The sequence below is a fragment of the Kitasatospora sp. NPDC101176 genome (assembly GCF_044768035.1).
Lineage (GTDB): Bacteria > Actinomycetota > Actinomycetes > Streptomycetales > Streptomycetaceae > Kitasatospora.
This window is the reverse complement of the sequence record NZ_JBIWPA010000003.1, coordinates 77,558-104,357: the sequence shown is the minus strand read 5'-3', so window position 1 is coordinate 104,357 and position 26,800 is coordinate 77,558. Positions and strand designations below refer to the sequence as shown.

General features: G+C 73.8%; 23 protein-coding genes. 7 read left to right on the top strand and 16 right to left on the bottom strand.

The window, feature by feature from the left end:
- Together ACIRS1_RS05645 and ACIRS1_RS05640 are read right to left on the bottom strand one after the other, a co-directional pair.
- Positions 1-1,002 carry a DUF389 domain-containing protein gene (locus tag ACIRS1_RS05645; protein WP_402837062.1) on the bottom strand — a complete coding sequence of 334 codons (1,002 nt, stop codon included), beginning with the start codon at positions 1,000-1,002 and terminating at the stop codon, positions 1-3.
- Between the two features lie 276 nt (positions 1,003-1,278).
- A complete protein-coding gene (locus ACIRS1_RS05640) occupies positions 1,279-1,788 on the bottom strand; it encodes a hypothetical protein (RefSeq protein ID WP_402837060.1) in 510 nt (169 codons plus the stop codon).
- Between the two features lie 388 nt (positions 1,789-2,176).
- On the opposite strand from ACIRS1_RS05640, the gene ACIRS1_RS05635 reads away from it, so the two are divergent.
- Both ACIRS1_RS05635 and ACIRS1_RS05630 read left to right on the top strand, forming a co-directional pair.
- Positions 2,177-2,524 carry a DoxX family protein gene (locus tag ACIRS1_RS05635; protein WP_402837058.1) on the top strand — a complete coding sequence of 116 codons (348 nt, stop codon included), beginning with the start codon at positions 2,177-2,179 and terminating at the stop codon, positions 2,522-2,524.
- A 118-nt stretch (positions 2,525-2,642) separates the two neighbouring features.
- Positions 2,643-3,236, top strand: coding sequence for a VOC family protein (locus ACIRS1_RS05630; RefSeq protein WP_402837056.1), 594 nt, complete (start codon positions 2,643-2,645; stop codon positions 3,234-3,236).
- Positions 3,237-3,448: 212 nt separating this feature from the next.
- Here the strand turns inward: ACIRS1_RS05630 and ACIRS1_RS05625 are convergent, their stop codons facing one another.
- Together ACIRS1_RS05625 and ACIRS1_RS05620 are read right to left on the bottom strand one after the other, a co-directional pair.
- Entirely contained in the window at positions 3,449-4,882 is a 1,434-nt protein-coding gene (locus ACIRS1_RS05625; protein WP_402837054.1) for an MFS transporter, read from the bottom strand.
- 255 nt (positions 4,883-5,137) lie between these two features.
- The gene (locus ACIRS1_RS05620) at positions 5,138-5,368 is read right to left on the bottom strand and encodes a cold-shock protein (RefSeq protein ID WP_402837053.1); all 231 of its coding nucleotides are present in this window, start codon (positions 5,366-5,368) and stop codon (positions 5,138-5,140) included.
- A 260-nt stretch (positions 5,369-5,628) separates the two neighbouring features.
- Between ACIRS1_RS05620 and ACIRS1_RS05615 the strand changes: the two genes are divergently transcribed.
- Positions 5,629-5,988, top strand: a complete 360-nt coding sequence (locus tag ACIRS1_RS05615; RefSeq protein WP_402837052.1) for a hypothetical protein — start codon at positions 5,629-5,631, stop codon at positions 5,986-5,988.
- A 64-nt stretch (positions 5,989-6,052) separates the two neighbouring features.
- Here ACIRS1_RS05615 and ACIRS1_RS05610 read toward each other — a convergent pair whose 3' ends face one another.
- The 3 genes from ACIRS1_RS05610 to ACIRS1_RS05600 all read right to left on the bottom strand — a co-directional run bounded on the left by ACIRS1_RS05610 (position 6,053) and on the right by ACIRS1_RS05600 (position 8,712).
- Entirely contained in the window at positions 6,053-6,673 is a 621-nt protein-coding gene (locus ACIRS1_RS05610) for a GNAT family N-acetyltransferase (RefSeq protein ID WP_402837050.1), read from the bottom strand.
- Between the two features lie 93 nt (positions 6,674-6,766).
- Positions 6,767-7,015 carry a glucose PTS transporter subunit EIIB gene (locus ACIRS1_RS05605; RefSeq protein WP_402837048.1) on the bottom strand — a complete coding sequence of 83 codons (249 nt, stop codon included), beginning with the start codon at positions 7,013-7,015 and terminating at the stop codon, positions 6,767-6,769.
- A gap of 224 nt (positions 7,016-7,239) precedes the next feature.
- Entirely contained in the window at positions 7,240-8,712 is a 1,473-nt protein-coding gene (locus tag ACIRS1_RS05600) for a hypothetical protein (RefSeq protein ID WP_402837046.1), read from the bottom strand.
- Positions 8,713-9,236: 524 nt separating this feature from the next.
- On the opposite strand from ACIRS1_RS05600, the gene ACIRS1_RS05595 reads away from it, so the two are divergent.
- Both ACIRS1_RS05595 and ACIRS1_RS05590 read left to right on the top strand, forming a co-directional pair.
- Entirely contained in the window at positions 9,237-11,441 is a 2,205-nt protein-coding gene (locus tag ACIRS1_RS05595; protein WP_402837044.1) for a hypothetical protein, read from the top strand.
- A gap of 347 nt (positions 11,442-11,788) precedes the next feature.
- Positions 11,789-12,574, top strand: coding sequence for an SDR family NAD(P)-dependent oxidoreductase (locus ACIRS1_RS05590; RefSeq protein ID WP_402837042.1), 786 nt, complete (start codon positions 11,789-11,791; stop codon positions 12,572-12,574).
- 78 nt (positions 12,575-12,652) lie between these two features.
- On the opposite strand, the gene murJ is transcribed toward ACIRS1_RS05590, so the two are convergent.
- From murJ to ACIRS1_RS05560, 6 genes are all read right to left on the bottom strand, one after another.
- A complete protein-coding gene (murJ, locus tag ACIRS1_RS05585) occupies positions 12,653-14,281 on the bottom strand; it encodes a murein biosynthesis integral membrane protein MurJ (protein ID WP_402837040.1) in 1,629 nt (542 codons plus the stop codon).
- Between the two features lie 194 nt (positions 14,282-14,475).
- On the bottom strand, positions 14,476-14,718 hold the full coding sequence (locus tag ACIRS1_RS05580) for a hypothetical protein (protein ID WP_402837038.1): 243 nt from the start codon (positions 14,716-14,718) through the stop codon (positions 14,476-14,478).
- 76 nt (positions 14,719-14,794) lie between these two features.
- Positions 14,795-16,819, bottom strand: coding sequence for a sensor histidine kinase (locus tag ACIRS1_RS05575; RefSeq protein WP_402837036.1), 2,025 nt, complete (start codon positions 16,817-16,819; stop codon positions 14,795-14,797).
- Entirely contained in the window at positions 16,809-17,564 is a 756-nt protein-coding gene (locus ACIRS1_RS05570) for a response regulator transcription factor (protein ID WP_402837034.1), read from the bottom strand. The genes ACIRS1_RS05575 and ACIRS1_RS05570 overlap by 11 nt, the downstream gene beginning before the upstream one ends.
- A gap of 370 nt (positions 17,565-17,934) precedes the next feature.
- Positions 17,935-18,579 carry a response regulator gene (locus tag ACIRS1_RS05565; RefSeq protein WP_402837032.1) on the bottom strand — a complete coding sequence of 215 codons (645 nt, stop codon included), beginning with the start codon at positions 18,577-18,579 and terminating at the stop codon, positions 17,935-17,937.
- Positions 18,576-19,763, bottom strand: coding sequence for a sensor histidine kinase (locus ACIRS1_RS05560; protein WP_402837030.1), 1,188 nt, complete (start codon positions 19,761-19,763; stop codon positions 18,576-18,578). The genes ACIRS1_RS05565 and ACIRS1_RS05560 overlap by 4 nt, the downstream gene beginning before the upstream one ends.
- Positions 19,764-20,037: 274 nt before the next feature.
- Here ACIRS1_RS05560 and ACIRS1_RS05555 point away from each other — a divergent pair, with 274 nt between their 5' ends.
- Positions 20,038-22,083: a CARDB domain-containing protein gene (locus tag ACIRS1_RS05555; RefSeq protein WP_402837028.1), complete on the top strand. Its 2,046-nt coding sequence runs from the start codon at positions 20,038-20,040 to the stop codon at positions 22,081-22,083.
- 1,107 nt (positions 22,084-23,190) lie between these two features.
- Positions 23,191-23,604, top strand: a complete 414-nt coding sequence (locus ACIRS1_RS05550) for a hypothetical protein (RefSeq protein ID WP_402837027.1) — start codon at positions 23,191-23,193, stop codon at positions 23,602-23,604.
- A 96-nt stretch (positions 23,605-23,700) separates the two neighbouring features.
- On the opposite strand, the gene ACIRS1_RS05545 is transcribed toward ACIRS1_RS05550, so the two are convergent.
- The 3 genes from ACIRS1_RS05545 to ACIRS1_RS05535 all read right to left on the bottom strand — a co-directional run bounded on the left by ACIRS1_RS05545 (position 23,701) and on the right by ACIRS1_RS05535 (position 26,626).
- Positions 23,701-24,096 (bottom strand): hypothetical protein, encoded by a 396-nt coding sequence (locus ACIRS1_RS05545; protein ID WP_402837025.1) that lies wholly within the window; start codon positions 24,094-24,096, stop codon positions 23,701-23,703.
- A gap of 213 nt (positions 24,097-24,309) precedes the next feature.
- Positions 24,310-25,926, bottom strand: a complete 1,617-nt coding sequence (locus ACIRS1_RS05540; protein WP_402837023.1) for an LCP family protein — start codon at positions 25,924-25,926, stop codon at positions 24,310-24,312.
- Positions 25,919-26,626 carry a hypothetical protein gene (locus ACIRS1_RS05535; protein WP_402837021.1) on the bottom strand — a complete coding sequence of 236 codons (708 nt, stop codon included), beginning with the start codon at positions 26,624-26,626 and terminating at the stop codon, positions 25,919-25,921. Before ACIRS1_RS05535 ends, ACIRS1_RS05540 begins: the two co-directional genes overlap by 8 nt.
- Positions 26,627-26,800: the final 174 nt, after the last annotated feature.

Here is a 26,800-nt window from a genome sequence, read left to right as displayed (position 1 = left end):
TCAGCCGCCGACGCGCCCGGCCTGGATCCGGCGGCCGGCGGTGGTCGTGACCACCACCGGCACTCCGTCCGGGACCTGCCCCTGGAGGTCGGCGAGGAGCGAGTCGAGCGGGGGCAGGTCCCCCGGCGCCCGGACCTGGATGTAGAGGCTCCGTGACTGCGCCTGGACGCTGACGACGGATGCCCCGGGTGTTGCGGCCAGCCACGCCGAGGTGGCGTTCGTCGCCCGGGTGGTCCACAGCTGGACGAGCAGGGTGCCCGCGGTGTTCGCCGCCAGCAGGAGGCCCACCGCGGTGAAGAGCAGTCCGAGTGCGAGGTAGGTCCTGCGGGGTGAGCCCGCCGGGCGCGGACGGTCGCCCGTCGCGTACCCCAGGGCGCCGAACACCGCCATGCCGGCCACCACCAGGGCCAGCAGGTTGGACACGAACAGGACGAACGAGCCCAGGGCCAGCCACCAGGCGGTCTGGCCGGCGCAGACCCCCGTCACCACGAGCGGGGGCGCCAGCGAGATGGCGATCGCCACGCCGGGCAGGACGGCGGCGACGTCCCGGCGGGCGAGCGCCACCGCGCCGGCGAAGCCGGTGGCGAGCGCGGCCACCAGGTCCAGTAGCCCGGGCGAGGTGCGGCTGGAGATCTGACTGTTCGACAGCAGATCGTAGGAGGCGGGCACCACCAGCGAGAACAGTGCCCCGAGGGCCACCACGAGCAGGCCCCCGGACGCCACGAACAGCGCCGCCGTCGACCGTCGGCGCTGCACCGCGCCCAGGGCGATCCCCATGATCGGCGTGGACAGCGGGGCGATGATCATCGCGCCGATCACCGTGGCCGTGGAGTCGGTCAGTACCCCGCCGGCCGCGATCACCGCCGACAGGAGGAGCATGGTCCAGAACGCGGACTGCTTGGCGCGGGTGTCCCCGGCCGACAGGTCCAGGTCCTCCTCCAGTTCCTCCAGGGTCCTTCGCTGGTGGTCGGGGAGCACGCGGGCGCGGAGGGTGCTGAACACCAGCCGAGTATCGCGTCGCACGGCTCGGCGGAAGCGGGCGCCACACGGCACGCCCCCCGGAGGGAGCACAGCCGCTGCCCGGCCGCACGACGGATCCACCGCGACGCCGCCGGACACGCCGCCGTACGCACGGGGGGAGTCCAAGGCCTGATCGGGCCGGTCGACGGGACACGGTCGTGGGCGGGAAGCCGGCCGATCCGGCCTCCCATCTGCGACGGCGGGAGCCGCCCGTCGCGCCCCGACCGGGCGGGACCGGGCCGGGCGGGCGGGGCCCGGTCAGGGGTAGCGCAGGTTCTGGTAGGAGCAGACGGAGTTGACGCCGCTGCCGACGATCGTCCAGCCGGCCGGCACGGGGTAGCCGTAGACCCGGCCCCCGGGCATCGTGCAGCCCACGTCGGCGGTGACCGTCGCACCGTGCGGCGCGCCGCCGAGGTAGGCGACCTGGGAGGTCCGGGCGTCGGTGGACACGGCGACCAGCACCCAGCCGGCGGGCACGGTGGTGTTGGCCAGCACGGCGACCCTGGCCAGGTAGGGCGCACCGCCGAGGAACTCGATGGTCTTCAGCCCGGTCGCCTGGTTCTGGGCGATGGCCGCCCAGCCGGCCGGGACCGGCGCGTACAGGCCGATGGTGGTCTGGGTGCCGAGCGGGGGGTCGGCGGCGAGGGCCGTGGGGGAGGCGGAGGCCGCGGCCGTCGGCCACAGCAGGGCGGCCAGCGTGACCACACCGGCGGCCAGGGCTCGGATGCGGGCGGGGGTTCTTCGGACGGAGGTGCCGGAGCGACGCACGGGAACTCCTCGGGCGTACGGGGGCGTTCGGGGCACTGCCTGCGGGGCGGGTCCTGTCCGCCCCGGGCCACGCTCCACCCCGGCGTGACCGGGCGTCAACGCCGCCCGGCCCGGGGCCGGAGGCACGGCGCGCACGATGGCACCCGGGCGGGAGCGGGGCGCGCACGAGCCCGCCCCGGGTGGGTAGGGGGCGCGGGGACCGGCCGCGGCCGGGCTCAACCCCCGGAGTCCGACCGGGCCCGTCGCCCCCTCGGGACGGCCGCCGAAAAGTTTTTCGCCCGGGCTGTCACATCCGGCGGGGGCGGCGGGTCAGTGGAGTGTCGAAGCAACCGCGACGAGGGCGACGGAGCGCCGTCCCCCTCCTCCACACGAGACCGAGGTACCAGCCATGTCCGTCGCCCACGTCGTCCTCACCGTCGTCACCGCCCTGTGGGTCGGGTTCTCCGGTGTCTCGCTGGCACGGCGCGCGGAGTTCGTGACCCAGCCGCTCGTCGAGTACGGCGTGCCGCGTTCGTGGTGGGCCTGGCTGGCGCTGGCCAAGCTCGCCGGGGCGGCGGGCCTGCTGGTCGGCCTCGCGGTGCCGGCGATCGGTGTGGCCGCGGCGGTCGCCCTGATCCTCTACTTCCTCGGCGCCGTGCTCACCACCCTGCGGGTCCGCTCCTACAAGACCATGCCCTTCCCCCTCCTCTACCTCGCCCCCGTCGCCGTCACCCTGGGCCTCGGCCTCGCCGGCTGAACCCACCCGGGTGCGGTCGCCCGCTGCGACCGCACCCGGCCCACCGTGCCGCCCGTGCCGCCGTGCTGTGTCAGCCGCGATGATGAGCGGGCAACGGGTCCGACAGTGAGGGGACGGGATGTTGACCGGGATCGTGATCGACGCGCTGGACACCGCGCGCCTGGACCGCTTCTGGCAGGAGGCCACCAGGGGCCGGACCGACGGCCTGCGGCTGCGGTTCGTGCCGACCACCACGCCGAAGGCGGCGCACAAGAACCGGCTCCACCTCGACCTCGCCGGGGGAGCGGACCACCAGGCCGAGGTGGCGCGCCTGCTCGCCCTCGGCGCGACCCGGGCCGACATCGGCCAGGGGGACGTCCCCTGGGACGTGCTGGCCGACCCGGAGGGCAACGAGTTCTGCGTCCTGCGCCCCGGCCACCCGGGCGTGCTCGCCGACTCCGGCCTCGTGGCGATCTGCCTCGACACCTTTGAGCAGGACCTCCCCGCACAGTCCGCCTTCTGGCACTCCCGGGCCGACTGGCGGCGCGTCGAATCCCACGACCGCTACACCCGGCTGCGCCGCACACCCACCAGCCCGGTCTCGATGGTGCTGGGGCCGCCCGCGGCGTCGAAGGCGGGGCGCAACAGGCTCCGCCTGGAAGTCACCCGCCCCGACCGGGAACCGGGCGAGTTCCCCGACCCCGGCGGGAACGAGTTCCACCTCATCCACTGATCCTTCTCCGGACCGCGCCCCGCCCGGCCGTAGGGGACGAGGGCCGGAGGCAGGGGCGGGGTCCCGCCAGGGCCGGAAGGACGATGGCAGCGCCACTCCGGCCGTGCCCGATCGGGCCGCTGCGCGTCCCCGGACGCGCGGCGGCCCGACCCTTGGTGCCGTTGCCCGCTACCCGAGCGTGAGCATCGCCTCGGCGACCTCGCCGGCCGCCCCTACCCGGGAGCCTCGGCCCCGGGCGTGCGGCAGGACAGCTGCCGGGCGCACTCCGTGACGCGGGAGCCCTCCACATCGGTGGTCAGGCCGGTGCGGCGTCGTACGGCGGCGAGACCGCCGGCGGTGACGAGGCAGGCTCCGGCCACGATGACCAGGGGGAACGCGAGAGCGCCGGACGTGGGAGCGGTGTGACCGGCGAGCGTGCTTCCGGCCAGGGCCATGCCCATACCGCCCGCGGTCGTCATAGCGGTGAGGGTGACCCCGGAGGCTTCGCCCGCACGTTCGGGGCGGATGACGGCCTGGGTGCCGATCGTCGTGAACGCGTAAGCCAGGCCGAGGGCACCGCCGCACACGCCGAGGACGAGGACGTAGACCGAAAGCGCGGTGACGGCGGCCAGCACCAGAACCGCGACGCCCCCGAGGGCGGTCGCCGCCGCCATGACGGTGAGGGGCTTGTACCGCTCGGCCAGGCGCCCGGCCAGGGGACCGGCAACGGCGGTGGCGGTGGCGGGCACCAGGAAGACCACACCGGCGTCGACCGGCGACAGGTGCCGGACCTGCTGGAGGTAGAGCGTCGCCACGAACAGGTAGACGACCGCAGCGGTGTTGGCGACGGTACCGGTGACGGTGATGGCGACGTACAGCCGGTGGCGGAACAGCCCGAGGTCCACCAGCGGGTACGCGGCCCGGCGCTCGACTGCGGTGAAGGCCGCGAAGCACACGACGCCGAAGGCGAGCAGCCCCAGTGTGCGGGGCGACGCCCAGCCCCACGCGTGACTGCGGTCGACAGCGGCGGTCAGCGCGGCGATGGCGGCGGTGACGGTGGCCAAGCCCGGCCAGTCGACCGAGCGCGGAGCCTTCTCGTCACGGGACTCCGGCACACGCAGGGCCAGCAACGCGGTTGCCGCAGCCAGCGGCACGTTGATCAGGAACACCCACCGCCAGCCGGCCCACTGGGTCAGCACCCCGCCCACGAACGGGCCGACCGCGGTGCCGATCCCCGCCACTGCAAGGGCGAACCCCGTCGCTTGGCTGCGCTTGTCCTCCGGGAAGACATTGGTGAGCAGGGCGAATCCGACGGGCATGATCAGCGCAGCACCCGCGCCCTGAAGGACGCGAAAGGCCACCAACAGCCCGGCGGAGGAAGAGACCGCGCCGGCCAGCGAGGTGAGACCGAACAGGACGACACCGGCCAGCAGCATGCGCCGGCGTCCCAGGATGTCGCCCAGCCGCCCGGCGGCGATCATCAAGGAGCCCGCGGACAGCATGTAACCGCTGACCACCCACTGCAGGTCGACCGCACTCACGTGCAGGTCACCGGCCATGTGGGGCACGGCCAGGTTCAGGGCGAAGAAGTCCAACTGGACGCAGAACATCGCCAGGGACACGGTCCACAGGGCGACACGGGTGCGCAGTGCTGCAGGCTCTGCCATTTCGGGGATCCCCTCCCGCCACGGGTACCGCGGCGTCGACACGGGCTACGGGCCCGTTCCGGGGCGCCTCTTCGCACGTCCACGGGCACGTACGTCCCCCACCACCGTAGAAAAGCGGCTGACAGCCACGGCTCCCCCGATCGGCCGGTGTCCGGGGCGGATCCCCGCACGACCGCAGCCGTGCTCCGGCAGCGCCGCCCCGGGGAAGGGGCCGGTCCGGGGACGCCTCCCCGGACCGGCCCCCGTCGGTGTCCGTCAGGCTGAGCGCACGTTCTCGGCCTGCGGGCCCTTGGGGCCGGCGAGGATGTCGAAGACGACCCCCTGGCCGTCCTGCAGGGTGCGGTAGCCCTCGCTGACGATCCCGGAGTAGTGCACGAAGACGTCCTGCATGCCGGGCGTGCTGCGCATGATGAACCCGAACCCCTTCTCGGCGTTGAACCACTTGACCGTGCCGAGCTCGTCGCGTGCGGTGATGGTGGACTGCATCTGTACTCCAGTGGTGCGGGAATCGCTTGAGCGGATCCGGTGTGTGGATCCGCCCCCAGGGAACCCGGGATCGCCGCCGCCGTCAGCAGCCGTCAGGGCACGCGATCGCGCACCTGTGCAGGTCTCGAAGACCGCCTGCGGAGCGGGGCGGGAACGGCCCGGCCACGGCGACCATGGGGCGGACGGGGCCGCCGCGGCACGGCCCCGGACCGGCCCGGAAGCCGAGGACACCGGATGGGCGCCGCGACGGGAGGACAGCAGTGCGCATCGACCTCGTAGTGGGCCCGGCGCGCGCCGCCGAGCTCGTCAACGACTACCGCCGCCGACTGCGCGAGCTGGACCTGCTGTCCGACCGGGCGGCCCTCGCCGCCGCCCGCACCGCCTACGCCGACGGAAGCGTCTACGTCCTCGGCGCCCCGCAGCAGGTCTGGCGGCGCGTCACCGACGACGACCGCTACCCCCGCCGGTTCCGGCTCCTCAGGACCGGTCTCCGCCCCGACGGCATCCACTACGCGGTCTGCCTGGAGGACGACAGGGGCATCCGGGACATCCCCCTGGACGTGGTCGACGCGACGTACGAACTGTGCGCGTGGCCCGACGACGTCACGGCACAGGGGTGAGCCGGGCCGAACGGGCGGCCACCGCATCCCCGCATTACGCCGACCCGGCGGATCGGCCCCGGGATCAGCGCCCCGTGACCGCCGGCAGGACCGCGCCACCGCGCCCTGCCCGCCGGACGGAGCCCGGAGCCAGCGGCAGGGCGGAGACCATGGCGCGGAAGCGGCCGCCCGCCATGCCCGGGCCCGGCACGTCGGCGAAGCCGAGGGACGTGTAGAACCGCCCCGCCTCGACGGCGGAGGACTTCCTGGTGAGCAGCGCCCAGGGCTGTGTGGAGGAGCCGCACAGCCGCTCCATCAGCGAGGTTCCGAGCCCCAGCCGCTGCAGGCCCGGCAGCACGTGAAGCTCCAGGACCACGAACGGCTCATCCCGCAGGGCGAGTTCGGCGTGGGAGCGGACCTGTAGCAGGACTTCGTCGGCCCACCACCAGCCCGGGTCCAGGGGCGCGCCGAAGGCGAAGCCGACGAGTCGCTCCTCGCGGAAGGCGCCGACGGCACGCACGGCGGGGTTCTGCGCGCGCTCCGCGATCAGGCGGGCCCGCAGGTCACGCTCGTGCGGCGAGGGGAGGTTCGCCCGCGTCTGCACGTCGACGACCTCCGCGGTCCGCTCGGCGAGTGCGAACGGTGCGAAACCGATCGACCGTGCGGCCGGGGAGGGGCGGCGGTCACAGCGATGGTGTTGCGGCATTGCGTCCTTCCCGTTGTCGGCGGTCGTCATGGGGGCCGGGCCGCGGACCGGCGTCCCGGCCACCACCGATGCGCGCACCTGGGACCTCCCGCGTCACTCGTTCGCGTCGATCCTGTCCTGGATCTCTCCTGCGACGATGTCTGCCGTCGGGCCGACCACGACCTGGATCGCGGTCCCCATCTGGACGACGCCGAAGGCACCCAGGCTCTTCAGCTTCTTGGCGCAGACGAGGTCGGAGTCCAGCACGGACACCCGGATCCTCGTGATGCAGCCCTCTGCCTCTTCGATGTTGTCGAGCCCGCCGAGTGCCTCGACGATGTCGTCCGCCTCGATCTTTGCCATGGCCGTGAACTCCCTTCGTGTCGCGTTACCGGTCCCCGTCCACTGTCCCCGCCACCGGGTGGTGCAGCGGAGCTCGTCCGGGCAGTGACGGGGAAGGAGGTTCCTGTCCTCCCACCTGCCCTTCCGCCTTCCCCCGCCGTCGCGTGCGTCCGTGGTGCGCCGGCCGGGACGGCCGTTGGCCCCTGCGGCGGGTCTCGGGGGAGTTCGTGCGTTGCGCGGCCGGCTCAGATCTCGAAGTACTTCTTGTTCCGCTGGACGTGCATCTGGGTGAGCACCGCCGCGAGGGGGCCCAGGAGCTTGGTGCCGACGTGGTGGACGGCGAGTCTCACCGTTCCGTTCTCCGCCACCAGGTCGACGTCGGTGGCCCCGGGCACCGGGACCGTCCAGGAGTCACCGGCCACCGCCGCGGCCATGGCCCTTTCGAGAAGCCCGGTGACGGCGTCCGTGTCGATGTGGGTGCCGGCCCCGAACACGGTGATGTGCTCGGTGAGGTCGGAGATCGCCATCGGTCCGGGGCCGTCGAACTCGAACCGACCGATGCCGCTCTCGTCGGGTTCGGCGAGCTGGGAAACGTCGACCGAGCAGAGCAGTCGGCAGCCCCGCCACTCCTGTCCCGAGGAGGGGACGAGTTCGATCGCCACCCCGGAGGAGTCCGCCGTGGCGGCGAAGTCGCCGCCGTCCTCGGTCCGGAGCCGGGACGCGTAAGCCCCCTCGGGCCAGCGGTCCAGGGCGTCGGCCAGGTCCTTCACGCTGTCCGGGGCGAGTGCTCCGAAGCCGAACTCGGCGAGGGAGCCGTTCAGTTCCGGGACGGCCTTGCGGCCACGTGCCTCCAGAGCCCACCGGGAGCCCGCAACGGTGACGGTGATCTGCGGTGCGTGGCGGTAGACGGTCACCTTGACGTTCCCATCGGAGTCGGCCGCGAGGTGCACCGTAGGGGACAGGGACTCGCTGGTGTCGAGCACCCGGGGGGAATCCTCGCCGGGGATCCGGTACTCCGTGAGGTCGGGCTCCAGGGGCGTTCCGGCCTGCTCCCAGATCCGTTCGAGGTCGTCGGCCTCCACCGTGCCCCCGTTGTCCCCGATCCCCCTTCGGAGCTCTTCCAGGGACGGCACCGGCTGCCACTCTCCGGCCAGCCAGCCCCCGTCCTGCATCTGGCGACTGACGCACAGCAGGACCTGCTTCCGAGGCAGGCCCCGTCCCGTTCCGTCCTTGTCGGATTCACCCGTCTCGGAGTCGTCCTCGTCGGAGTAGTACCCGTCCTCCGACATGTCCTCGAAACCGTCGCCGGCGCCGTCGGGGAAGTCGTCGTCGCTGTCGTCACTGCCGGTGTGGGCGGACGCTGGCGCCTCGGATACGGGGTGCAGCTCGTCGAGCGCCTGGAGTACGGCGTGGCAGTACACATCGCCGACGGGAAGCGGCGCCTCGTCTGTGTGGGCGCTGAAGTCCACGGCCAGGAGGTCCTGCTGCGCCAGCTGCGGGAAGGCGGGGGAGAGGCTCTCCGAGAGCCTGTCCCAGGCGCCACTGCCACCGTGGAGGTCGACCAGGTAGGCGAACCGCACGAGATACCCCGCACCCGTCATCCGGACCAGGTCCTCGCCGATCCCGTCGGTCGACGCGTCCGTCCCGGCCAGCCACTGCCGAAGGCTCGGGTACGCCTCACCGGCCGGGGGCTGGTGACTCTCGTACTGATCGGTCATGACACTCCTCAGGATGCTCGTGCGGTCTGCCGGGAACGGGCTGGGACGGATACCGGGTTGCCGGATCCGCTGTGGACAACGACCGGCCGTGATCGCGGGGGCGTACTCTTCCCGGGCGTCCGCCGCGTCAGTGCCGGACTGTCGAAGCTAGCCCGTCCATCCGTCGCCCCGGCTGTCCGGGCATCCGGCCTTCCGGGCACGAAGGACGGCCCCCTCGGCACGGGCGCCGATCCGGTCGCCGCGCGGCGGTCCGGCCCCCGGAGGGCGGTCCGGATCCGTACGCATGGACCTTGGCCCGCTTCCCGGGAGACTCCCGCACGGACCGGTGGATCAGCAGGAAGCCGGTTCCGCCGTGGGCGCATGGAGTACGGGGCCGTCCGTCCCCGGGGGCGCGTATCGCGGCCCCGGTCACTGCCCCTTCGGGGCCTCAGGGAGGCAGAGCCGGGTCCTAGCGTTGGCGTCATCCGGTCCGCCGCATGGGTGGGGCCATGCCGGGTGTACTCCGCGACGACGAAGGGCCATCGATGGAAGCGATCCGCAACGACACTCTGCGGCCCGAACAGTTCGCCTTCCTGGCATCGGCGGGGATCCACCCCGCGACCCTCGACCTCTCACAGGCCCTTCCCAAGAGCGTCGGGCACCTGACCGCGCAGCGCCCCGAGCTCGTCCCCGTCTTCGATGCGTTCATCACCGCCCTCGAGGGCCAGGACCCGAGCACCGACTTCGTCGCAGGGTGGAAGTACGTCCGGGACTACGAGCGGAGCTACCGTGCGTGGTTCAAGGAAGCCGACGGCGTGTCCGGCCTGACGAAGGCGTTCACCGAGGTCTTCAGCGCCGAATACCTGCGGCGGGTCAAGGAGTCGTACACCGAGCAGGAACAGAAGGAGGGCTTCGACACCTACCGGGCCTGGCTCAAGGTGTTGGACACCCGAGTCCTGCCCCCCTTCGCGTACATGGCGGCGGCCCTGCGGACGTACTTGGACCAGAGCCCGACATCCGGCCTGGACATCATGAAGGCCGCCTATCCGGATGGCCGGCACCTGGAGACGTACCGCCGGCGGCTCGCGGCGCTGGTCGTCGCCCACGAGCAGATGGACGGCGTTCTCGACGCGATGGCGGGGCTCGCCGCGTACGAGCGCTTCGGCGAGCTCCAGGGCAAGGAGTACTTCGCGAAGTTCGTCAGGACGCTTGCCCGTGCCCGCAGCGCGCTGGAGCGGCTGCTGGAGGACATCGCGGCGTGCGCGGACGCCCACGCCGCGGCGATGGCCTACACCGACGAGTCCGGCGGCTGGGAGGCGATGGAGCTGGTGCTCGCCCAGAGCTCGGCCCAGTGCGTGGTCCGCGCCAACGAGACGGGCCGGCTGTTCGCCGACACGGTGGACGCCTGTCACACCTGGGCACGGGAGAAGGCCAACCTGATCAACCAGGCCCAGCGCAGCGGCCACCTGGACCACGAGGTGGCCGGCTTCATCGCCCACACCGCCAACACGGTGGCCGACCTCGGGATCAAGGCCGGCGCCTGTCAGCACCAACTCGGGCCCATCGCCTGGGCGTTCACCGCCGTCGGTCTGGTGAAGGCAGGTGCTACCAAGGCGTGGGAGCTGTCGAACGACTGGGGTGTCACGGTCTCGATGATCGTGGAGGCGGCGGGCAAGGACCTCAACATCGGGCTGACCCATGTGAACGCCTCCACGGCGGACGGCGGACGGCGGGTGCGGTCCGTGATCGGCACGGCGGCCGACACCGTCAAGTACGAGTCCTATGCAGGCGAGGTCGTGAAGGCGGCGGACACCGCCGCCCAGCACCTCCACCGGGCCGGACTGGCCGACTACGCCGGGAAGGTGGTCCAAGGGATGGAGCAGGCCACTCACACGTCCCACGTCCTGCAGATCCCCGGGGTGTCGCAGGCGCTCTCCGTCCCCGCGGCCGCCAGGGAGTTCAGCAAGCTCGTCTACGAGGTGGTCGACGTCGTCGACCCCGCCGACACGGCCGCGGTGGAAAACGTCCAGGAGGTCGTCCGTGCTTGCCTCGGCCCGTTGTTCCTCTACGACTTCACCTCGATGATCGACACCGTCGAGCCCCTCGGATCCGAGGGCAGCACCCTCATGGTCCGTTTCGCGGACCCGTTGACCGGCGACCAGCGGACCGGCTGGCTCGACGGATTCATGAACTTCGTGGACGAGTCCGAGGGCCTGGGTGCGGTCGCCCTGTGGGCGCTCGAAGCCGCCCGGCAGGCCGAGCAGGCCGGTACCGCCGACTCCGTGTTCCCCTCCGACGCCTCACCGGTGGCCTGGGACCGCATGATGTTCACCGGTGCCGAGCAGGACGGCGTCCGGATGACGTTCACCTACACCGGTACCGTCCGTTTCGCCCGGTGCCCGGACTTCCCGGTCGACGACGTCGAACTCAGGATCGAGTTCGACTCGGGGCAGCACGCCTATCTCGGCTGGACCTGCGGCGATCCCTGGGCCGAGGACCGCGTGGCCTTCCTGCGTGAGGCCGCGCTGGAGCTGGAGGGCCACACCCTCGCCGATCCGGAGCTGCCCGACAACCCGCTCACCGAGGACCCCGGCAGCCACCGTTTCGTCCTCGACCCCGACAACCCGGTCACCGTCCGCCTCCGCGCGAACAGCACGGAGGTCAACGACGTCTCCTGGGAAGCCTTCAATGCCTACCTCGAGGAATGGAACGAATGGGTCGGCAAGGGCTACATCGACACATTCGTCTGAGGCCCGTCGTCGACTCGATGCCCCGGACCGGGCTTTCCGGGATCTCCATTCGGAACGGCAAGTGACGGCATGCCGGGTTCGGGCGTGGAGTGTGGAATCCGTCGCACGATGATGCGGGCCTTCGGGAAAGGCGGACGGCCCTTTCGGCTGCCCGTTGGTGCAGATGGAATCCCCCCGATATTGACGGGAGGTGACTTCGCTCCCGCACTCCGGGGCTCTGCGCGTCGAGGCGGTGTTGCTGGCAGGGTCGTCGTGGCTGGAAATCGGCGGATTCCGGGCGGCCGTCCCTCATAGGGACGCGTGCTAGCGTGCCCGACCATCGCCCGACTCTCCAGGAGGTTCCCGTCATGAGCTTTGACGGTTCGGTTGTCGTCATCACCGGTGCTGCCAGTGGAATCGGGGCCGGTCTTGCCCGTCGGTTCGCGCAGGAAGGATCCCGTCTCGTCCTCGCGGACCGGGACGCCGGGCGAATCCGGGAAATAGCCGACGAGCTGTCGGCGGTGGGCGTCACGGCCGACGTCTCGACCGACGAGGGCGTGCGCAGCATCGTCGACCGGGCCGTCGCGGAATTCGGGGGCGTCGACGTCTTCTGCGGGAACGCCGGCATCGGCGGGGCCCGGACGCCGGCGGACCCGGACGACGCGTGGCAGCGGACGTTCGACGTGAACGTGATGGCCCACGTCAGGGCCGCCCGGATCCTGCTGCCGCAGTGGCTGAGCCGGGGGAGCGGGCGGTTCGTGTTCACCGTCTCGGGTGCCGGGCTGCTGTCCATGCCCGGTGGCGCCGGATACTCCGTCACCAAGCACGCGGCGCAGGCCTTCACCGAGTGGCTGGCCTACACGTACGCGCACCGCGGCATCGCCGTCCACGCGGTCTGCCCGGAAGGCGTGCGGACCCCGATGCTCGACAGCGACCCCTACGCCGAGCTCGTGCTGGAGCCGACCGCCATCACGGTGGACGAGGTGGTCGACGCCGTCATGGGCGGCATCCGGGCCGAGCGGTTCCTGATCCTCCCGAACCAGGGCACCGACCGGAAGTACGCGGCGCGGGCCATCCACACCGATGAGTGGCTGGCCGCGATGAGCGGGATCGAGCAGCGCGTGCAGCAGACCCTCGCCGACCGGCAGGGCTGATCATCGGGAACGGGTGCCCCGGTCCGCTCCGGCGGGCCGGGGCACCCGTCCGTCTTCTCGGCCCGCCGGGGGCCGCCCTCACCTCCCCGGTCGCGACGGCCGGTGAAGGCGGTTCAGGACGGCGCCCAGGGGGCCGAAGGCGTCGTGGACGCGCAGCGGCCCGGCGAGGGCGAGCACGGACACCGCCAGGAGCAGGCCGCCCGCGGTGACCGCGGCGAGGCTGCCCGCGGTGCCGTGGCCGAGCTGTTCGCGCAGGTACAGCGCGGTGCTGGCGGCGGCTGCGGCCCCGGGGGCGCAGGCCAGGGCGGCGCGGACGTGCAGGCCGGTCTGGGCGAGCCCGCGCGGCGCCGGGCCGGAGGCGCAGCCCGCCTGGCGGTGGATGCGCCGGCTCAGGACGAGGGAGGTGACGCCGATGCCGACGAAGCTTGCCGTGGTGTGGGCCGCGGCCATCCCGACGACCGCCCAGCGGGCGGGCAGGACGTGACAGGCCGTCGTCGACAGGGCGGCGTTGGCGCCGGTGGTGACCAGGGCGAGCAGGACGGGCGTGCGGGCGTCCCCCAGGGCGTAGAAGCCGCGGGTGAGCGCGTACTGGGCGCAGTAGGCGGGCAGGCCCGGGGCGAAGGCCACCAGGACCAGGCCGAGGATCCGGACGTCGGCGTCGGTGACCGCTCCGTACCCGTAGGCCAGTGCGGCCAGTGGGGCGCCCATGGAGAGGAAGGCCGCGGAGACGAGGACGATGATCCCGGCGGAGGAGCGGACGGTGCGGGTGAGGCCGTCGGTCAGTGCCCGGTGGTCTCCGCCCTGGGCGGCTCTGGTCAGTGCGGGCAGGGCGGCGGTGACCACGGCCACGGTCAGCACGCCCTGCGGGACGGTCCACAGCTGGTAGGCGTTGTTGTAGGCGGTCAGGCCCACCCCGGCGGTCACGCCGCCGGCCGCGGCGCGCTCGCCGGCCCCGGTGGCCAGGACCGTGATCACCCAGAAGCCGGCCTGTCCGACGCCGACCAGGGCCAGGGTCCAGCCGGCGGCCCGCAGCGGCGCGGCCAGGTCCGGCCCCCGCCAGTCGAACCGGGGCCGCCACCGGTAGCCGGATCGCCGCAGGGACGGCACCACCGCCAGGGCCTGGACCACGATCCCCGCGGTGCTGCCGACGCCCAGCCAGAGGGTCTGACCGGGGGACATCCCCGCCGGCCCGGCCCGTCCCACCAGCCCGAGGAAGAGGGCGAAGACGCCGATGACCACGAGGTTGTTCGCCACCGGGGCCCAGGCCATGGCGCCGAAGCGCTCGCGGGCGTTGAGGACCTGGCCGAGCACCGCGAACACCCCGTAGAAGAAGATCTGCGGCAGGCAGTAGCGGGCCAGGGCGACCGCGGTCTGCGACTGGCCGTCCGTGAACGACGGCGCGTACAGGTGCACCAGCCACGGCGCGGCACAGACGGCGACCGCGCAGATCGCGAGCAGGGCGGTCAGGCAGGCCGTCACCAGGCGGTCGGTGAAGGCGGCTCCGCCGTCCGGCCGGCGCGCCGCCCGTACCAGTTCCGGGACGAACACCGAGTTCAGGGCTCCGCCGAGGAGCAGCATGAACACGATGTTGGGGAGCGTGTTGGCGACGTTGTAGGCGTCGCCGGTCAGCCCGGTGCCCAGTGCCGCGGCGACCACGGCGCTGCGCAGGAATCCGGTGATGCGGGAGGCCAGCGATCCCAGCACCATGGTGGTGCTGCCGTCGCCCCGGGGCCTTCGTGCGCGTCGGCGGGTGCCGGGACCGGCGCCGGTGATGCGCCGGGTGCGCTTCGCACGGGCAGGGCCGAGGGAGCCGGCGGGCGGGGACGCCCGGTGCGTCGGGCCCGGACGGCCCGGGAGGTGGAGGCGGCCGCGTCCGGTCGGGGCGTGCCGGGAGAGGGTCATCAGTCGTTCGGGCGCCGGGGCCGGTGGCCGGGGGAGGAGGTGCTCCTGAGGGAGATGCGCTCCGGGTGGTTCTGGTCGTCCTCGGCCCAGGTGGCCAGGCGCAGCGCGAGGCCGGACAGGGCGCTGCGGGCCCGGGCGGACACGCGGACGGGCCGGGCGGCTCCGGTCGGTGCGGACCTGGGCTCGTGGGCCGGCAGGGTGTCGGTCCGGCTTCGGCCGCAGTCGGTGTCGTTGCGGGTCATCGGGGGCTCCGGGGTGTGCGGGGAAGTGGGGGTTCGTGCGCAACGGCCATGCTGGCAAGGAGTTGTCAGCGAGTTGTCAGCTGCTCGTGGTCGTCTCGTCCGTTCCTGCGGGGTGTTCGCCGGAGGTCGCCCGGGATCCGGGGCCGCGTGCGTCCGGCAGGGGGAAGCGGAGGGTGAAGGTGGTGCCGACGCCCTCCCGGGACGTGACGGCGACGGCGCCTCCGTGCGCCTCGGTGAGCTTGCGCACGATGGCGAGGCCCAGGCCGCTTCCGCCGGTGCGCCGGTCGCGGGACGGGTCCGCGCGCCAGAACCGGTCGAAGACGTGGGGCAGGTCCTCGGCCGCGATGCCGTGCCCGGTGTCGGCGACCTCCACGTGCAGGGCGCGCGCCGTGTCGCCCGGCCCGTCGGGAGGGAGGCCGTCGGTGAGGTGGGCGCGCAGGTGGATCCGGCCGTCCGTGGGGGTGTGGCGCAGGGCGTTGGAGAGCAGGTTGCCGACGCTCTGCCGCAGTCGGACGGGGTCGGCGGTGAGGGCGGGGAGGTCTTCGCGGGCGGACACGATCAGGGTGACGCCCGCGCGGCCGGCTTCGCCTCGGTGGGCGGCCGCCGCCTGGTGGAGCAGGGCGGGCACGTCGACCGGCTGCGGGTGCAGGCGCAGCACGCCGGCGTCGGCCTGGGCGAGGTCCTGGAGGTCGTCGATGATGTGCTGCAGCTGGACGGCTTCGTCCAGGAGCGAGGCCACCAGGGCCGGGTCGGGTGTGACCAGCCCGTCCTGGGCGGCCTCGAGCCAGCCCCGGATGTTGCTCAGCGGGGTGCGCAGCTCGTGGGCGACGTCGCTGACCATGGCCTTGCGCTGGCTCTCCAGGCGGGTGCGGTGGTCGATCATGTCGTTGAACGCGGCTGCCAGCTGGCGGAGTTCGTCGTCGCGTTCCGGGACGGTGACGGGGGTGACCTCGGCGCCGTCCTTCAACCGCTGGGTCGCCGCGGTCAGTTGGTGCAGAGGGCGGACCAGGCGGTGTCCGGTGATCACGGCCACGCCGATGGTGACGGCGAGGACGAGGGCCGCGGCGGCGGTGATGCGCGCGGTGTCGGCCGACGTCAGGTGGAAGCCGGCGCCGCCGCCGTGGTCGGTGTCGCCGATGAACAGGAGCGCCGGCGGGGCGACGTAAGGGGTCAGCTGTTCGCGCCGTGCCGTTTCGATGCAGGACGTGACGGCGGAGCCGTCCGTCGCTCTGGGGTCCGTCCGCTCCCGGGACGGCTGACCGGCTGGTTGCCAGCCGTAGTCCTGGTCCACGCTCACCTCCGGCAGGCCCCGGTGCTGCAGGCAGCTGTTGGTCAGGTCGGTCAGGGCCTTGAGCGCCTCGCGTTCGGTCGTGGTGGGGGTGTCCAGGTCGGCGTCCAGGCACTGTGCGGTCTTGGGGGGTCCGGCGGAGAGGTTCCCCGGGCCGACGCGGGGCCGGCCGTTGGGGGCGACCGTCACGTCCGCGGTGACGCCGAGGCCGCGCAGGCACGTCACCGCGCGGTCGGCGGACTGCCGTAGCCGGTCGCGGTCCGCCTGCGGGAGCAGGAACGGTCCGACCGCCTGCGGGGAGATCCGGTCGGTGGGGGTGGCGGCGGGGTCGGTGGTCCCGGTCAGGGCGTTGTTGACGGACAGCGGGTCCACGACCGCGGCGGGCCGGGTGGGCAGCTGGTCGGGCTGCGGTGCGCCGGCCGAGTCGCCGAGGGGTTGGCGGGTCTGGGTGGTCAGCGATATCCGGACGTCGTACTGGCGGGCCAGGGCCTGCAGGGTCGGGTCGACGCCGTCCCACCGGGGGTGGGTGGCCGCGTACCCGAGGAGGGCGTCGTAGACGTGGGTGCTGTCGGCCAGGGCCTGTCCCTGTTCCTGTTTCAGCGCGGCCGAGGTGCCCTGGCTCGCCAGCCATGCCGTCGCCGCGACGGAACAGGCCGCCACCAGGCTGAAGACGGCGAGGAAACGGCTGAGCAGGCTCCTGCGCGAGGGCAGTCGAAGCCGAAGCCGAAGTCGTGGCTTCAGCCGCAGCCGCAGCCGCAGCCGCAGCCGCAGCCGCCGTCGTGCTCGTCGGCGCCGGCCGGCGTCATTCGGCATCGGGCCGTCCGGCCCGCGGCTGCGGTAGCGCGCCGCGCCCCCTGGCGGGGTCGGTCAGCCGGTAGCCGACGCCGAAGACGGTGATCAGCCGGACCGGTTTGCGGGGCACCGGTTCGATCTTCTTGCGCAGGTGGGACATGTGCATGTCCACGCTGCGGGCGTTGAAGTTGCCCGGGGCGAAGCCGTGCAGCTTCCGCAGGATCCCCTCCCGGGTGAAGACGCGGTCCGGTTCGGCGGCCATCGCCTCGAGGATCCTGAACTCCGCCGGTGTGCAGTCGACGGGCACCCCGTCCAGGGTGATGTCGTGGCGGCGGGTGTCCACGCGCAGCGCGCCCACGGTCAGCACCCGGCCGACGGGGTCCGTCGCGTCGGGCTCGGGGGAGGTGCGGCGCAGGAGCGTGCGCACCCTGGCCGTCAGTTCGCGGGGGCTGTAGGGCTTGGTCATGTAGTCGTCGGCGCCCAGCCCGAGGCCGAGCAGCATGTCGTCCTCGGTGGAGCGGGCCGTCAGCATCAGGACGGGAAGCCTGCGGGCCTCGCCGCGCAGCGCACGCAGGACGTCCAGGCCGTCGAGGCGGGGCAGCATCAGATCCAGGACCAGGAGGTCGGGTTCGCACTCCAGGGCCCGGTCCACGGCGGCGCGGCCGTTGGCGACCACGGTGACCGAGTGGCCGTCCCGTTCGAGGTACAGGCGCACCAACTCGGCCTGCTTGTCGTCGTCTTCGGCAATCAGCACGTCAGCGCACATGGGTGGATCGCAGGCAATCTGTCGGATGGTGCCCTGCTGCGAAGCGCCTCGTGCCGGTGTGCCGAGGCGGGCGGGGCACCGCGGGGGAACGGGTGGGCCCGGAGCGGTCCGGGCAGGACGGCCCCTGAGGCCGGGGGAACCCGGTCCGCGGTGGTCGGGGCCGTCACTGAACGCTCCCACCGGCGGCGCCCGCCCACCACCCCCCGACCGGGCCCGCGGCGGGGCCACCCGGACTCCTCCACCCGGAGGAGCGCCATGCCGCCGACGCGCCGGACCGGCGGTCACGGGCCGGAAACCGCACCCCCTCCGCTCCTGCGACCGGCCGTGCCGCCGCCCGCCGTGCCCGCCCGGTACCCCGGGCCGCGGCCGATCAGAGGATGCCCGCCTGGTGGGCCAGGACCGCGATCTGCACCCGGTTCGCGGCGTCCAGCTTCGCCATGATCTGGCTGACGTGGGCCTTGACCGTGGCCTCGCTCAGGTGCAGGACATGGCCGATCCGGGCGTTGGAGAGCCCCTCCGCGACGGCCGCCAGGACCTCGCGCTCGCGCGGGGTGAGGGCGGCCACCCGCTGCCGGGCACCGTCGCGCACCCCGGAGCCCTGGCTGAAGTGGTCGATCAGGTGCCGGGTGACGCTGGGCGCCAGGATCGCGTTCCCCTCGGCCACGGTGCGCACGGCGGCGGTGAGCTCCCGCGGGGGCGTGTCCTTGAAGAGGAAGCCGGCGGCACCGTGCTGGAGCGCGGTGTAGACGTACTCGTCCCGGTCGAAGGTGGTGAGCACCAGGACCCGCGGCGGCTGCGGCCAGCCGCTGATCCGCTCGGTGGCGGCCAGGCCGTCCAGACGCGGCATCCGGATGTCCATCAGCACGACGTCCGGGCGGTGCGCGAGGGCTTGGTCGATCGCCTCGGCGCCGTCCGTGGCCTCGGCGACCACCTCGATCTCCGGATCGGACTGGAGGATCATGCGCAGGCCGGCACGCACCAGCGCCTCGTCGTCGGCGATCAGCACCTTGATCACGCCACCTCCTGGGTGTCCGGGTCGTTTGCGGCGGGCAGTTCGGCCGCCACCAGGAAACCGCCGTCGGGCTGCGGGCCGCTGCGCAGCGTGCCGCCCAGGACCTCGACGCGTTCCCGCAGGCCGAGCAGCCCGTGACCGCTGCCGGGGAACGGGGCGGCCGGTGCGCCGGCCGCCGGGCCGTTGCGCACGCTCACCTCCAGCAGGTCCGCAGCGTACCGGAGCCGTACGGTCGTGCCCGCCCCGGGCGCGTGCTTGTGCACGTTGGTGAGGCCCTCCTGCACGATCCGGTACCCGGCGTGCTCCGTGGCGGCGGACAGTGCGCGCGGGCGCCCCTCGACGACGAGCCGCACGTCCGTCCCGGCCTCCCGGGAGGACCGCACGAGGTCGTCGAGCCGCTCCAGGGTCGGCGGCGGTGCCAGCGCGATGTCCTCCGGGGCGCGCAGCAGCCCCAGGACGGTGCGCAGGTCCTGCAGCGCCGCGCGGCCGGTCTCCCGGATCAGTGCGGCCTGCCGCACGACGGCCTCGTCGGCGGCGGAGACCTCCAGTGCCCCCGCGTGCAGCACCATCAGGCTCACCCGGTGCGCGACCACGTCGTGCATCTCCCCGGCGATCCGGGAGCGCTCCCCGGTCCGTGCCGCGGCCACGTCGGCCGCCCGTGCCTGCTCGGCCTGCTCCACCTGCGCGCGCAGGCTCTCCAGCAGCCGCAGCCGGGTGGCCCGCCACAGCCCGATGGCCAGCGGCAGCGCCCCGCAGGCGACCGTCCAGAAGACGGCGTCGAAGAACGGCAGGTCCGCCGCTCCGGGCACGAACGGACGGATCAGCAGAGAGACCAGACCGGCCACCGCGAGCCAGACCACCCGCCGCCGCGGACCCGGGGCCCACAGGGCCAGGTCGTAGAGGGTGACCGCGGTCAGCCACTGCACGTCCAGCAGGATCCAGCACGCCGCGCCCACCCCGACGGCCAGTGCCGGCAGGCGCCTGCGCAGGACCGTGGCCACCGCACCGCCCACCAGCAGGACCTGCGGCCAGGGCGCCGCCGCCCGGAACCCCCCGGCCGCCGGGCCCGTGATGGTGACGTCGACGAACGCGTAGCCGAGCCCGACCAGCACGGCCGCCGTCATCAGCGCCTCGCGCAGCCCCTCGCCGCTGGCGGCGGTGACCCACGGCCGGTCTCGGTCGATCATGCCCTCCAGCGTACGGAGCCGGGGCGGCCGGGGCCCGTGCGGCCCACGACGGGGGCGCGCCCGTACGGGCCGCCCCCCACCGCACGGGGCGCTGCCCGGAAGGGCGACCGAACAGGCCGCAAAGACGGCTCGCCCCGGCTCCCGGCCACGCCTGTGGCGGCCCTGGGCCCGGTGACAGCGTGGAACGGACCAACGCGCCGCTTCGAGCCACCACCCGGACCGGACACCCCGCCGGGTGGGCTTCGGAGGGTCGACCCCCCTCACGGAAGACGACATGACGACTCGCAAGCACTTCTCGCAGGACTGGCGCCGCTACGCGGTGGCGGCCTCCGTCAGCCCCTGCCTGTTCGCCGCGCCCCTGGGACTGGCCCCCGAAGCGGCGGCGGAGGACACCAGGTCCAAGCACTCCGTCAACCACACCACCACCGGCTCCTCCCCGCGGGAGCTGCTCGTCAACGGTGACTTCGAGAAGCCCGCCCTCGGCAACGGCTACCACATGTTGAACCCGGCCGACCACCCCGGCATCGGCTGGAAGACCAACGCCCCCAAGAAGGGCATCGAGTTCTGGCACAACCACCAGGCCCCCGCGAACACCGGCGACCAGCTGATCGAACTGGACTCCGAGGCGACCCTGGACACGGTGTACCAGGACGTCGAGGTGGAGCCCGGCACCGAACTCGTCTGGAGCCTGGCCCACCGGGGCCGCAACTCCGCGGAGACCATGCGGGTCCTGGTCGGCCCGCCCGACGGCGAACTCAAGCCGGTCAACCCGGCCGGAGCCGACGGGCCCGACATCACCGACCCCACGGGCGCCTGGAAGAACCACCTGGGCTCCTTCACCGTCCCCGAGGGCATGCACACCCTGCGGATCGGCTTCGAGGCCAGGACGCACGGCAACCTCCTGGACTCCGTCAGCCTCCGCGCGGTGGGCCCCGCCCCCACGGTGCAGTCCTCCGCCACGGACCAGGTCCAGCGCGGCGACGCCGTCGACCAGCGGACCGAGATCGTGAACGGCGAGCAGCCGGTGGACTCCGCCGTCTACACCGTGCCCCTCCCGGCCGGCACCGAGCTCGTCGAGGGCTCGGTCACCGTCGACGACGCCCCGGCCCGCGAACGCGCCCGGGTCGAGGGCGGCCGCCTCGTCGTCGCCCTCGGCGAGGGCGCCACCGCGAAGAACGGGGGCAGCCTGGCCGCCGGGGCCAAGGCCACGGTGTCCTACCGGCTGAAGGTCGCCGCGCAGGCCGACCCGGACACCGTGATCAAGCAGCGCGGCTCCCTCGCCTACCGCCTCGCCGACTGGCCCGCCCTCGGCACCCGCACCGTGCAGGGCAACGAGACGGCCGTCCCGCTGGTCAAGGCCGACCTCTCCGTCTCAGGCGGCACGGTCACCTCCCCGCAGGAGAAGGGCGGACGCTCCGGTTACACCGTCCAGCTGCGCAACGACGGGCCCGGCACCGCCCGCGACATCACCCTGAAGGCCACCTCGACGGCCCCGCCGAACGAGGCACGGGCCCACATCGACGGCGGCACCTGCAAGGTCGGTACCACCGGCGTGGAGTGCACCGTGCCCGAGCTCGGCGTCGGGGAGCAGCGCACCCTGACCGTCGAGGGCACCGGCGACCCCACCCCCGAGCCGCCGACCGTCACCGCCACCGTCCAGGCCCGCACCGCCGACCCGGCGCCGGCCGACAACACCACCGCCTTCCGCGCCGACAGCGCCGACCTGCGCGTCGAGATCGCCCCGGACACCACCGAGCCGCACGCCGGCGACCGGCTGACCTTCACCGTCAAGGTCACCAACTCCGGCCCCGCCACCGCCCGGGAGACCCGGGTCGTGCCCACGCTGCCCACCGGCTTCACCCCCGAGGAGACGAAGAACGGCACCTGGACCCCCGGGGACGACGACGGCCACTGGGACCTCGGCACCCTGGCGAACGGCGAGACCCGCACCTTCACCGTCACCGGCACCGTCCCCTCCGACCGGACGGAGATCGACGTGCAGGCCCGGGTGGAGTCCGCCACCTTCGATCCCGCCACGGACGACAACACCGCCGCCGCCACCGTCAAGGTGGCCGCCCCCGGACCCGGCGACGGATCGGCGAGCCCCGCACCGGAGGAGACGCGTCAGCCGACGACGGAGCCCACCGGGAAGACCGACCCCGAGCCGAAGGACACCGAGGAGAAGAAGGACGACAAGCTCGCCCTCACCGGAGGCGGCGCCGGCACCGCCGCCCTGACCGCCGGTGGCGTCGTCACCCTCGCGGGCGGCAGCTGGATCGCGTACGCGCTGCGCCGCCGGGGCGGATCCCCGCTGGGCTGAGCCCGGTGCCCGTAGGCCCCCTCGCCCGGGTCCGGTCGCAGCGGCGTGACGTCAGCGACCGGCACGATCCGAACGAGGGGGCCCGGACGTCCCGTCCGGGCCGGCTTCCCCGTCCGGGCCGGCACCCGGCCCGGCGCACGACTGCCCGGACCCCGCAGAACGGCCGGTGGGGGGCTGCGGCGAAGCGCCGCGCTCACGACACGCACCACGGCGCGGGAGCGCAGGCCGGACCGCGCGCGGGGACTCCCCGGAAGGCCGCCCACGGCGCCGGGTGCGCTGCGCCAGCAGCCGGTGGGCAAGGCAGGCGACGACCGGCAGCACTCCGGCGGCGACCACCTCGACGGCCCGGGCCTGCCAGGTGGCGTCGGCGAGGGAGACGGCTCCCCGGTCGCGGGGCTGTACCGCCGGTGCCCGCGGGTGCCGGCCCGGGCCCGGGGCGGCCGGGCTGCTCGTCCCTGCGGCCGGGCGGGGTTCGGGCGCGCTGCCGGCGGCCCGGGCCGGGCCGCCGGTGACGAGGACGGTGGTGAGCAGGGCGGCGGTCAGGAAGGCCAGGGCGAGCAGGAGCACCCTTCTCAGGTGCTGTGCCGAGGCGGCGGTTCCTTCGCGCGGCGCGGCGGCGGGCCGGTGCCCGTCGGTGGCGTCGCCGGCCCGTGGGCCGGTGGGCTGCGTGGCTGGCATGGCGGCGGTCCTGGTCGGTGACGGGTCCCCGGTGGCCTGGCTGTCGGCTGCGCCGCAGGATCTGGCTGCGGGCCGCGTCGGCGTGCACCCGGGCAGAGGTGGGCCGAACCGACGGGGCCCGCCGTCCCACTGTCACCCGCCCGCCGCCCGCGCGGACTCGGCCGAACGGCGGAGCGGTCGGGGGAGCCGCGGCAGCCGGCGGGCGTTCGGGAAGCGATCGTCGGCGCCAGGCCCGGGGTCAGGTCGCGGACCGGGCGCCCGTGCGGCCCGGGTCCCTCCGGGGAGCCCCCCGATCGGGGGACCGGCCGGGGACGGGGCCCTTCCTAGCCTGGGCGGGGAGGCCGGAGCGGCGGGGGCGCCGCCGACCTCCCGCGCCCCGACCGACCCCTGCCAGCAGAGCGCGTCCCGCGCGGAGAGACACGGTGATCCATGGCGGCCCCCGTCGTACGAGCCGGCGACATGATCGTGGTCGTCCCGCCCCCGGGAGTGCTGATCGCACCCGGTCAGATCCCGCTGAAGGGCACCGGCGCCGTCCTGGTGGGCGGACTGCCCGCCTGCACGCCGCTCGACGTCGAGGGGATGCCGCCGATCCCGTGCAACTACAGCAAGCCGGGATTCGTCGGCGGCCTGGGCACGCTCCGGTTCAAGCTCCTGCCCCTGCACTACTCCCGGGCCCTGACCAGGGGACAGCCTGTGGTGGTGGACCCGGGGGCGGGCTTCCTGTTCACCTTCGTCCTCGTCAAGCCCGCCCAGACGCCCAACGGCTTCCCCGATCCGCTGCCGCCGCTCGCCGGGACGGCCAGGTTCCAGCGCAAGCCCATGCCGCGCCCGGTGCAGGCCTGACCGGCCGGGTACCGTCACGCAGCCCCCGACCGGTGCACCACCGGGCGAGGGCTGCGGGACGGCCGGGGTGAGCGGCTGCCGGGGTCTGCGGGCCGGTCACCCGGGCACGGGCGGTCCGCTGCGACGGCCGGGGCCGCCGTCGGGGTCGGCCGGCCAGCACTCGAGCCGGTAGGCGCTGTCGAGCCGGTCCAGGGGGACGACCAGCAGGGCCCCCTCGTCGGAACGGGCGAAGGCCAGGTGACCCGCGAGGTGGTCGTCCGTCACCGCCAGCACCTCCATCCGTTCGACCGCGGCGGTGCCTCCCGACCGGGCCCGCCAGAACTGTCCCGGCGCCGCCAGGACGTACACGCAGGCACGCCGGTGCGCATCCGCCGCCAGGGCTTGGGCGGCCTCGGTCGGCAGCAGGTCCAGTCGCTCCAGACGCCGCCGGTAGCCGTCGACGAGCGCGGTCACGGCAGCCGGGCCGATCACCTGGTCGAGCCGGTGGTCCATGGGGGTCCGTCCGTTTTCAGCTGCCCCGGTGATGTGCCCCGCCGTGCGGTCCGGCCGGTGGGCGAGCGGTTTCGGTCGCGCTCCCCGGGCAGGGTTCCAGCCAATCGCGCCGGCCGACGCCGCGTCAGGGCCGTCCGGGCAGCACGCCGGGACGCCGCACCTGCCCGCGCGGCGTGCCTCCGCCGACCAGGAGGGGACACGCCGGGCGGGTCGTCAGTCGACGCAGGGGATGCCGCCGGCCGTGACGCCCGGGCCCTGCATCGCCGGGCCGGACGGGTCGCCGGAGGGTTCGCCGTCGGATCCCCCGCCCGTGGCCGGGGAGTTGTTCTGCGACGGTCCGGACGGGGCGGTGAAGGCGGTGCCGAGGACGACCACGATGTGTCCGGGCGCCGCCGTCGAGGAGGGCTTGGCGGTGACCCCGTACCGGGCCGCGACCTGCTCGGCGCCCGCCTCGGCGCCCTTGCCGTAGGTCACGGTCGTGGTGCGCTGCCCGCTGCGGGTGTTGCCCACCGTGCCGGCCCGCAGGCCCGTGCCGGTCAGGGCCTTGGACTCGGAGGCCGCGGCGCCGGCCGTGCGCGAGGCGTTGTAGACGTCCACCGTCCCCTCCGGGGCGTGGTTCGTCCCGGAGCCGGGGGATGGGTCGCCGGAGCCCTGGGCGGGCGGCGCCGAGGGGGAGTCGGTGGGGGAGCTGCCGGGCGACGGGTCGGTGAACACCTGCCGCACGACCTCCTTGATGTGGGCCGGGTCGACGGTGTTCACCGACTGGCCGTTGACGGTCTTGAACCCGGTGATCGGCAGGGTGTTGAACTGCACCTTGCCGCCCATCAGGTTCGGGGCCTGCTGGGCCAGGTCGAGGAGGTTCCACTGGTCGTCGATGACCACGTCCTTCTTCACCACGTCGAGCAGGCCGTTCAGCTTGCCGAGGTCGCTGAGGACCCCGTCGTTCTTCAGCTTGTAGGCCACCGAGGCGAGGAAGGCCTGCTGGCGGTGGGTGCGGTCGAGGTCCCCGTTGGCCAGGTTGTGCCGTTGGCGGACGAAGGAGAGCGCCTGTGAGGCGTCCAGCGTGTTGAGGCCGGCCTTGAAGTCCGCGCCGCTGCCCTGCCCGCTCATCGCCGGGTCCTTGGTGGCCTTGTTCAGGCAGACCTGGATCGGGCCGATGGCCTTGGCGAGGTCGTAGAACCCGACCAGGTTGACCTCGGCGAAGTGGTCGATCGGGATGCCGAGGAAGTTCTGCACGGTGGCCAGGGTGGCCTTGCGGCCGGCCTCCCGGCTCTGCTGTTCCAGCTGGGCCTGGGAGAGGCCCTTGCTCTTCAGCTTGTCCTCGGCGGCGGCCTTGGCGACCCCGTAGGCCTCCTTGATCTTGCGCATCTTCCCGTCGGCGCCGACGGTCTGCACGTAGTCGTCGCGCGGGATGGACAGGGCGGTCACCTGGCCGCCGTCCGGCGGGATGTGCAGCACCATCAGGGTGTTGGTGTTGTAACCGCCGACGTCGCTGCTGGAGCCGGCGTGCAGCTCGTCCTGGACGAAGTCGCCGGGCAGGTCGTTGCCGTTCATGTCCTTGCGGCTGTCCAGGCCGATCAGCAGGACGTTGACGGCCTTGTCCAGGTGCGGGGGAGCGCCGTTCCTCACCCCGTCGAGCGCACCGGAGGTGAGCATCCCGTTGGAGACGTTGTGGTAGCCCGTCCAGATCGCGGCGCTGGTGCCCACCACCGCGAGCGCCACCGTGCAGGAGAGCGTGCGGCCGAGCACCAGTGCCGGTCCGACACGGGGGCGCCCGGCCCGCCTGGCGCCGCGCCGGGCCGTGGCGCGCCGGGTTCCGTCGTCAGCCACGGGCACCTCGCGGTGGACGCACCGGGCGTTCTCGCAGTACCCGGTAGACCATCACGACCAGGGTCGCCGTGACTCCGGTGACCATCGCGGGGAAGGCCTCGACCGTCGAGCGGATCACCGCGGTGCCCAGTGCGACGGAGTTCGCGTACCGGGCGGAGTGGAGGAGCAGCTCCGCCCCGGTGGTGCTCGCCGCGACCAGCGCCGGGCCGCAGGAGAGGATCCACCACCAGCCGGCCCGGGTGGCCAGTGAGGTCGCCACGGCGGCGCCGAGCGCCACACAGCCCACCAGCAGCATTCCGGCCGCGGGGAAGGACAGTTGGGCCAGGGCGCCGCCGACCAGAGGCCCGCCGACCGCGGCCGGGAGCACCCTGCGGTCCCGCTGCACGGTGGTGGCCCGGGGGCGCAGTGGGGTGGGCTGGGGGCGCTGCGGCTGCGGGGTGGCCGGGTAGGGGGCGGGCGGGCCCTGGAACCGCGGGTCGGCTGCGTACGGGTCGTACGGCCCGGGCTGGGGGCCCTGGAACCGCGGGTCGGCTGCGGGGTACGGGCCGGGCCGGTACCCGGCGTTGTGGCGGCCGCCCACGACGGTCGGCGTGTCGGGCCCGAAATGGGGTGCGCGGGGCGGTGGGGGTGGTGGCTGGTTCTCCGGCCGCCACAGGTCCTGCTGGTCCCAGGACGGTTGACCGGTCCACTGAGCCGTCATGGCGCACTCTCCTCATCCGCTCGGGTACCAGGACGTCCGACAGGGCGCGACGCGGCCGTCCCGCGGGTACGAACGACTTCCGGGGGGCGATGACGCCCGTTCGCCGGGCATCGGTTGCCATCGTGCCGCCTGCCCGGCGCTGCGCCGCGCCTGCACGGCGCGACCGTCCGCCGG

Excerpts from the sequence above, each read along its gene's own strand:
- ACIRS1_RS05635 (WP_402837058.1), top strand. The coding sequence starts at position 2,177 with ATGTCCGTCGCCCACGTCGTCCTCACCGTCGTCACCGCCCTGTGGGTC.
- ACIRS1_RS05630 (WP_402837056.1), top strand. The coding sequence starts at position 2,643 with ATGTTGACCGGGATCGTGATCGACGCGCTGGACACCGCGCGCCTGGAC.
- ACIRS1_RS05625 (WP_402837054.1), bottom strand. The coding sequence starts at position 4,882 with ATGGCAGAGCCTGCAGCACTGCGCACCCGTGTCGCCCTGTGGACCGTG.
- ACIRS1_RS05620 (WP_402837053.1), bottom strand. The coding sequence starts at position 5,368 with ATGCAGTCCACCATCACCGCACGCGACGAGCTCGGCACGGTCAAGTGG.
- ACIRS1_RS05610 (WP_402837050.1), bottom strand. The coding sequence starts at position 6,673 with ATGCCGCAACACCATCGCTGTGACCGCCGCCCCTCCCCGGCCGCACGG.
- ACIRS1_RS05605 (WP_402837048.1), bottom strand. The coding sequence starts at position 7,015 with ATGGCAAAGATCGAGGCGGACGACATCGTCGAGGCACTCGGCGGGCTC.
- ACIRS1_RS05600 (WP_402837046.1), bottom strand. The coding sequence starts at position 8,712 with ATGACCGATCAGTACGAGAGTCACCAGCCCCCGGCCGGTGAGGCGTAC.
- ACIRS1_RS05595 (WP_402837044.1), top strand. The coding sequence starts at position 9,237 with ATGGAAGCGATCCGCAACGACACTCTGCGGCCCGAACAGTTCGCCTTC.
- ACIRS1_RS05590 (WP_402837042.1), top strand. The coding sequence starts at position 11,789 with ATGAGCTTTGACGGTTCGGTTGTCGTCATCACCGGTGCTGCCAGTGGA.
- murJ (WP_402837040.1), bottom strand. The coding sequence starts at position 14,281 with ATGGTGCTGGGATCGCTGGCCTCCCGCATCACCGGATTCCTGCGCAGC.
- ACIRS1_RS05580 (WP_402837038.1), bottom strand. The coding sequence starts at position 14,718 with ATGACCCGCAACGACACCGACTGCGGCCGAAGCCGGACCGACACCCTG.
- ACIRS1_RS05575 (WP_402837036.1), bottom strand. The coding sequence starts at position 16,819 with ATGCCGAATGACGCCGGCCGGCGCCGACGAGCACGACGGCGGCTGCGG.
- ACIRS1_RS05570 (WP_402837034.1), bottom strand. The coding sequence starts at position 17,564 with ATGTGCGCTGACGTGCTGATTGCCGAAGACGACGACAAGCAGGCCGAG.
- ACIRS1_RS05560 (WP_402837030.1), bottom strand. The coding sequence starts at position 19,763 with ATGATCGACCGAGACCGGCCGTGGGTCACCGCCGCCAGCGGCGAGGGG.
- ACIRS1_RS05555 (WP_402837028.1), top strand. The coding sequence starts at position 20,038 with ATGACGACTCGCAAGCACTTCTCGCAGGACTGGCGCCGCTACGCGGTG.
- ACIRS1_RS05550 (WP_402837027.1), top strand. The coding sequence starts at position 23,191 with ATGGCGGCCCCCGTCGTACGAGCCGGCGACATGATCGTGGTCGTCCCG.
- ACIRS1_RS05545 (WP_402837025.1), bottom strand. The coding sequence starts at position 24,096 with ATGGACCACCGGCTCGACCAGGTGATCGGCCCGGCTGCCGTGACCGCG.
- ACIRS1_RS05535 (WP_402837021.1), bottom strand. The coding sequence starts at position 26,626 with ATGACGGCTCAGTGGACCGGTCAACCGTCCTGGGACCAGCAGGACCTG.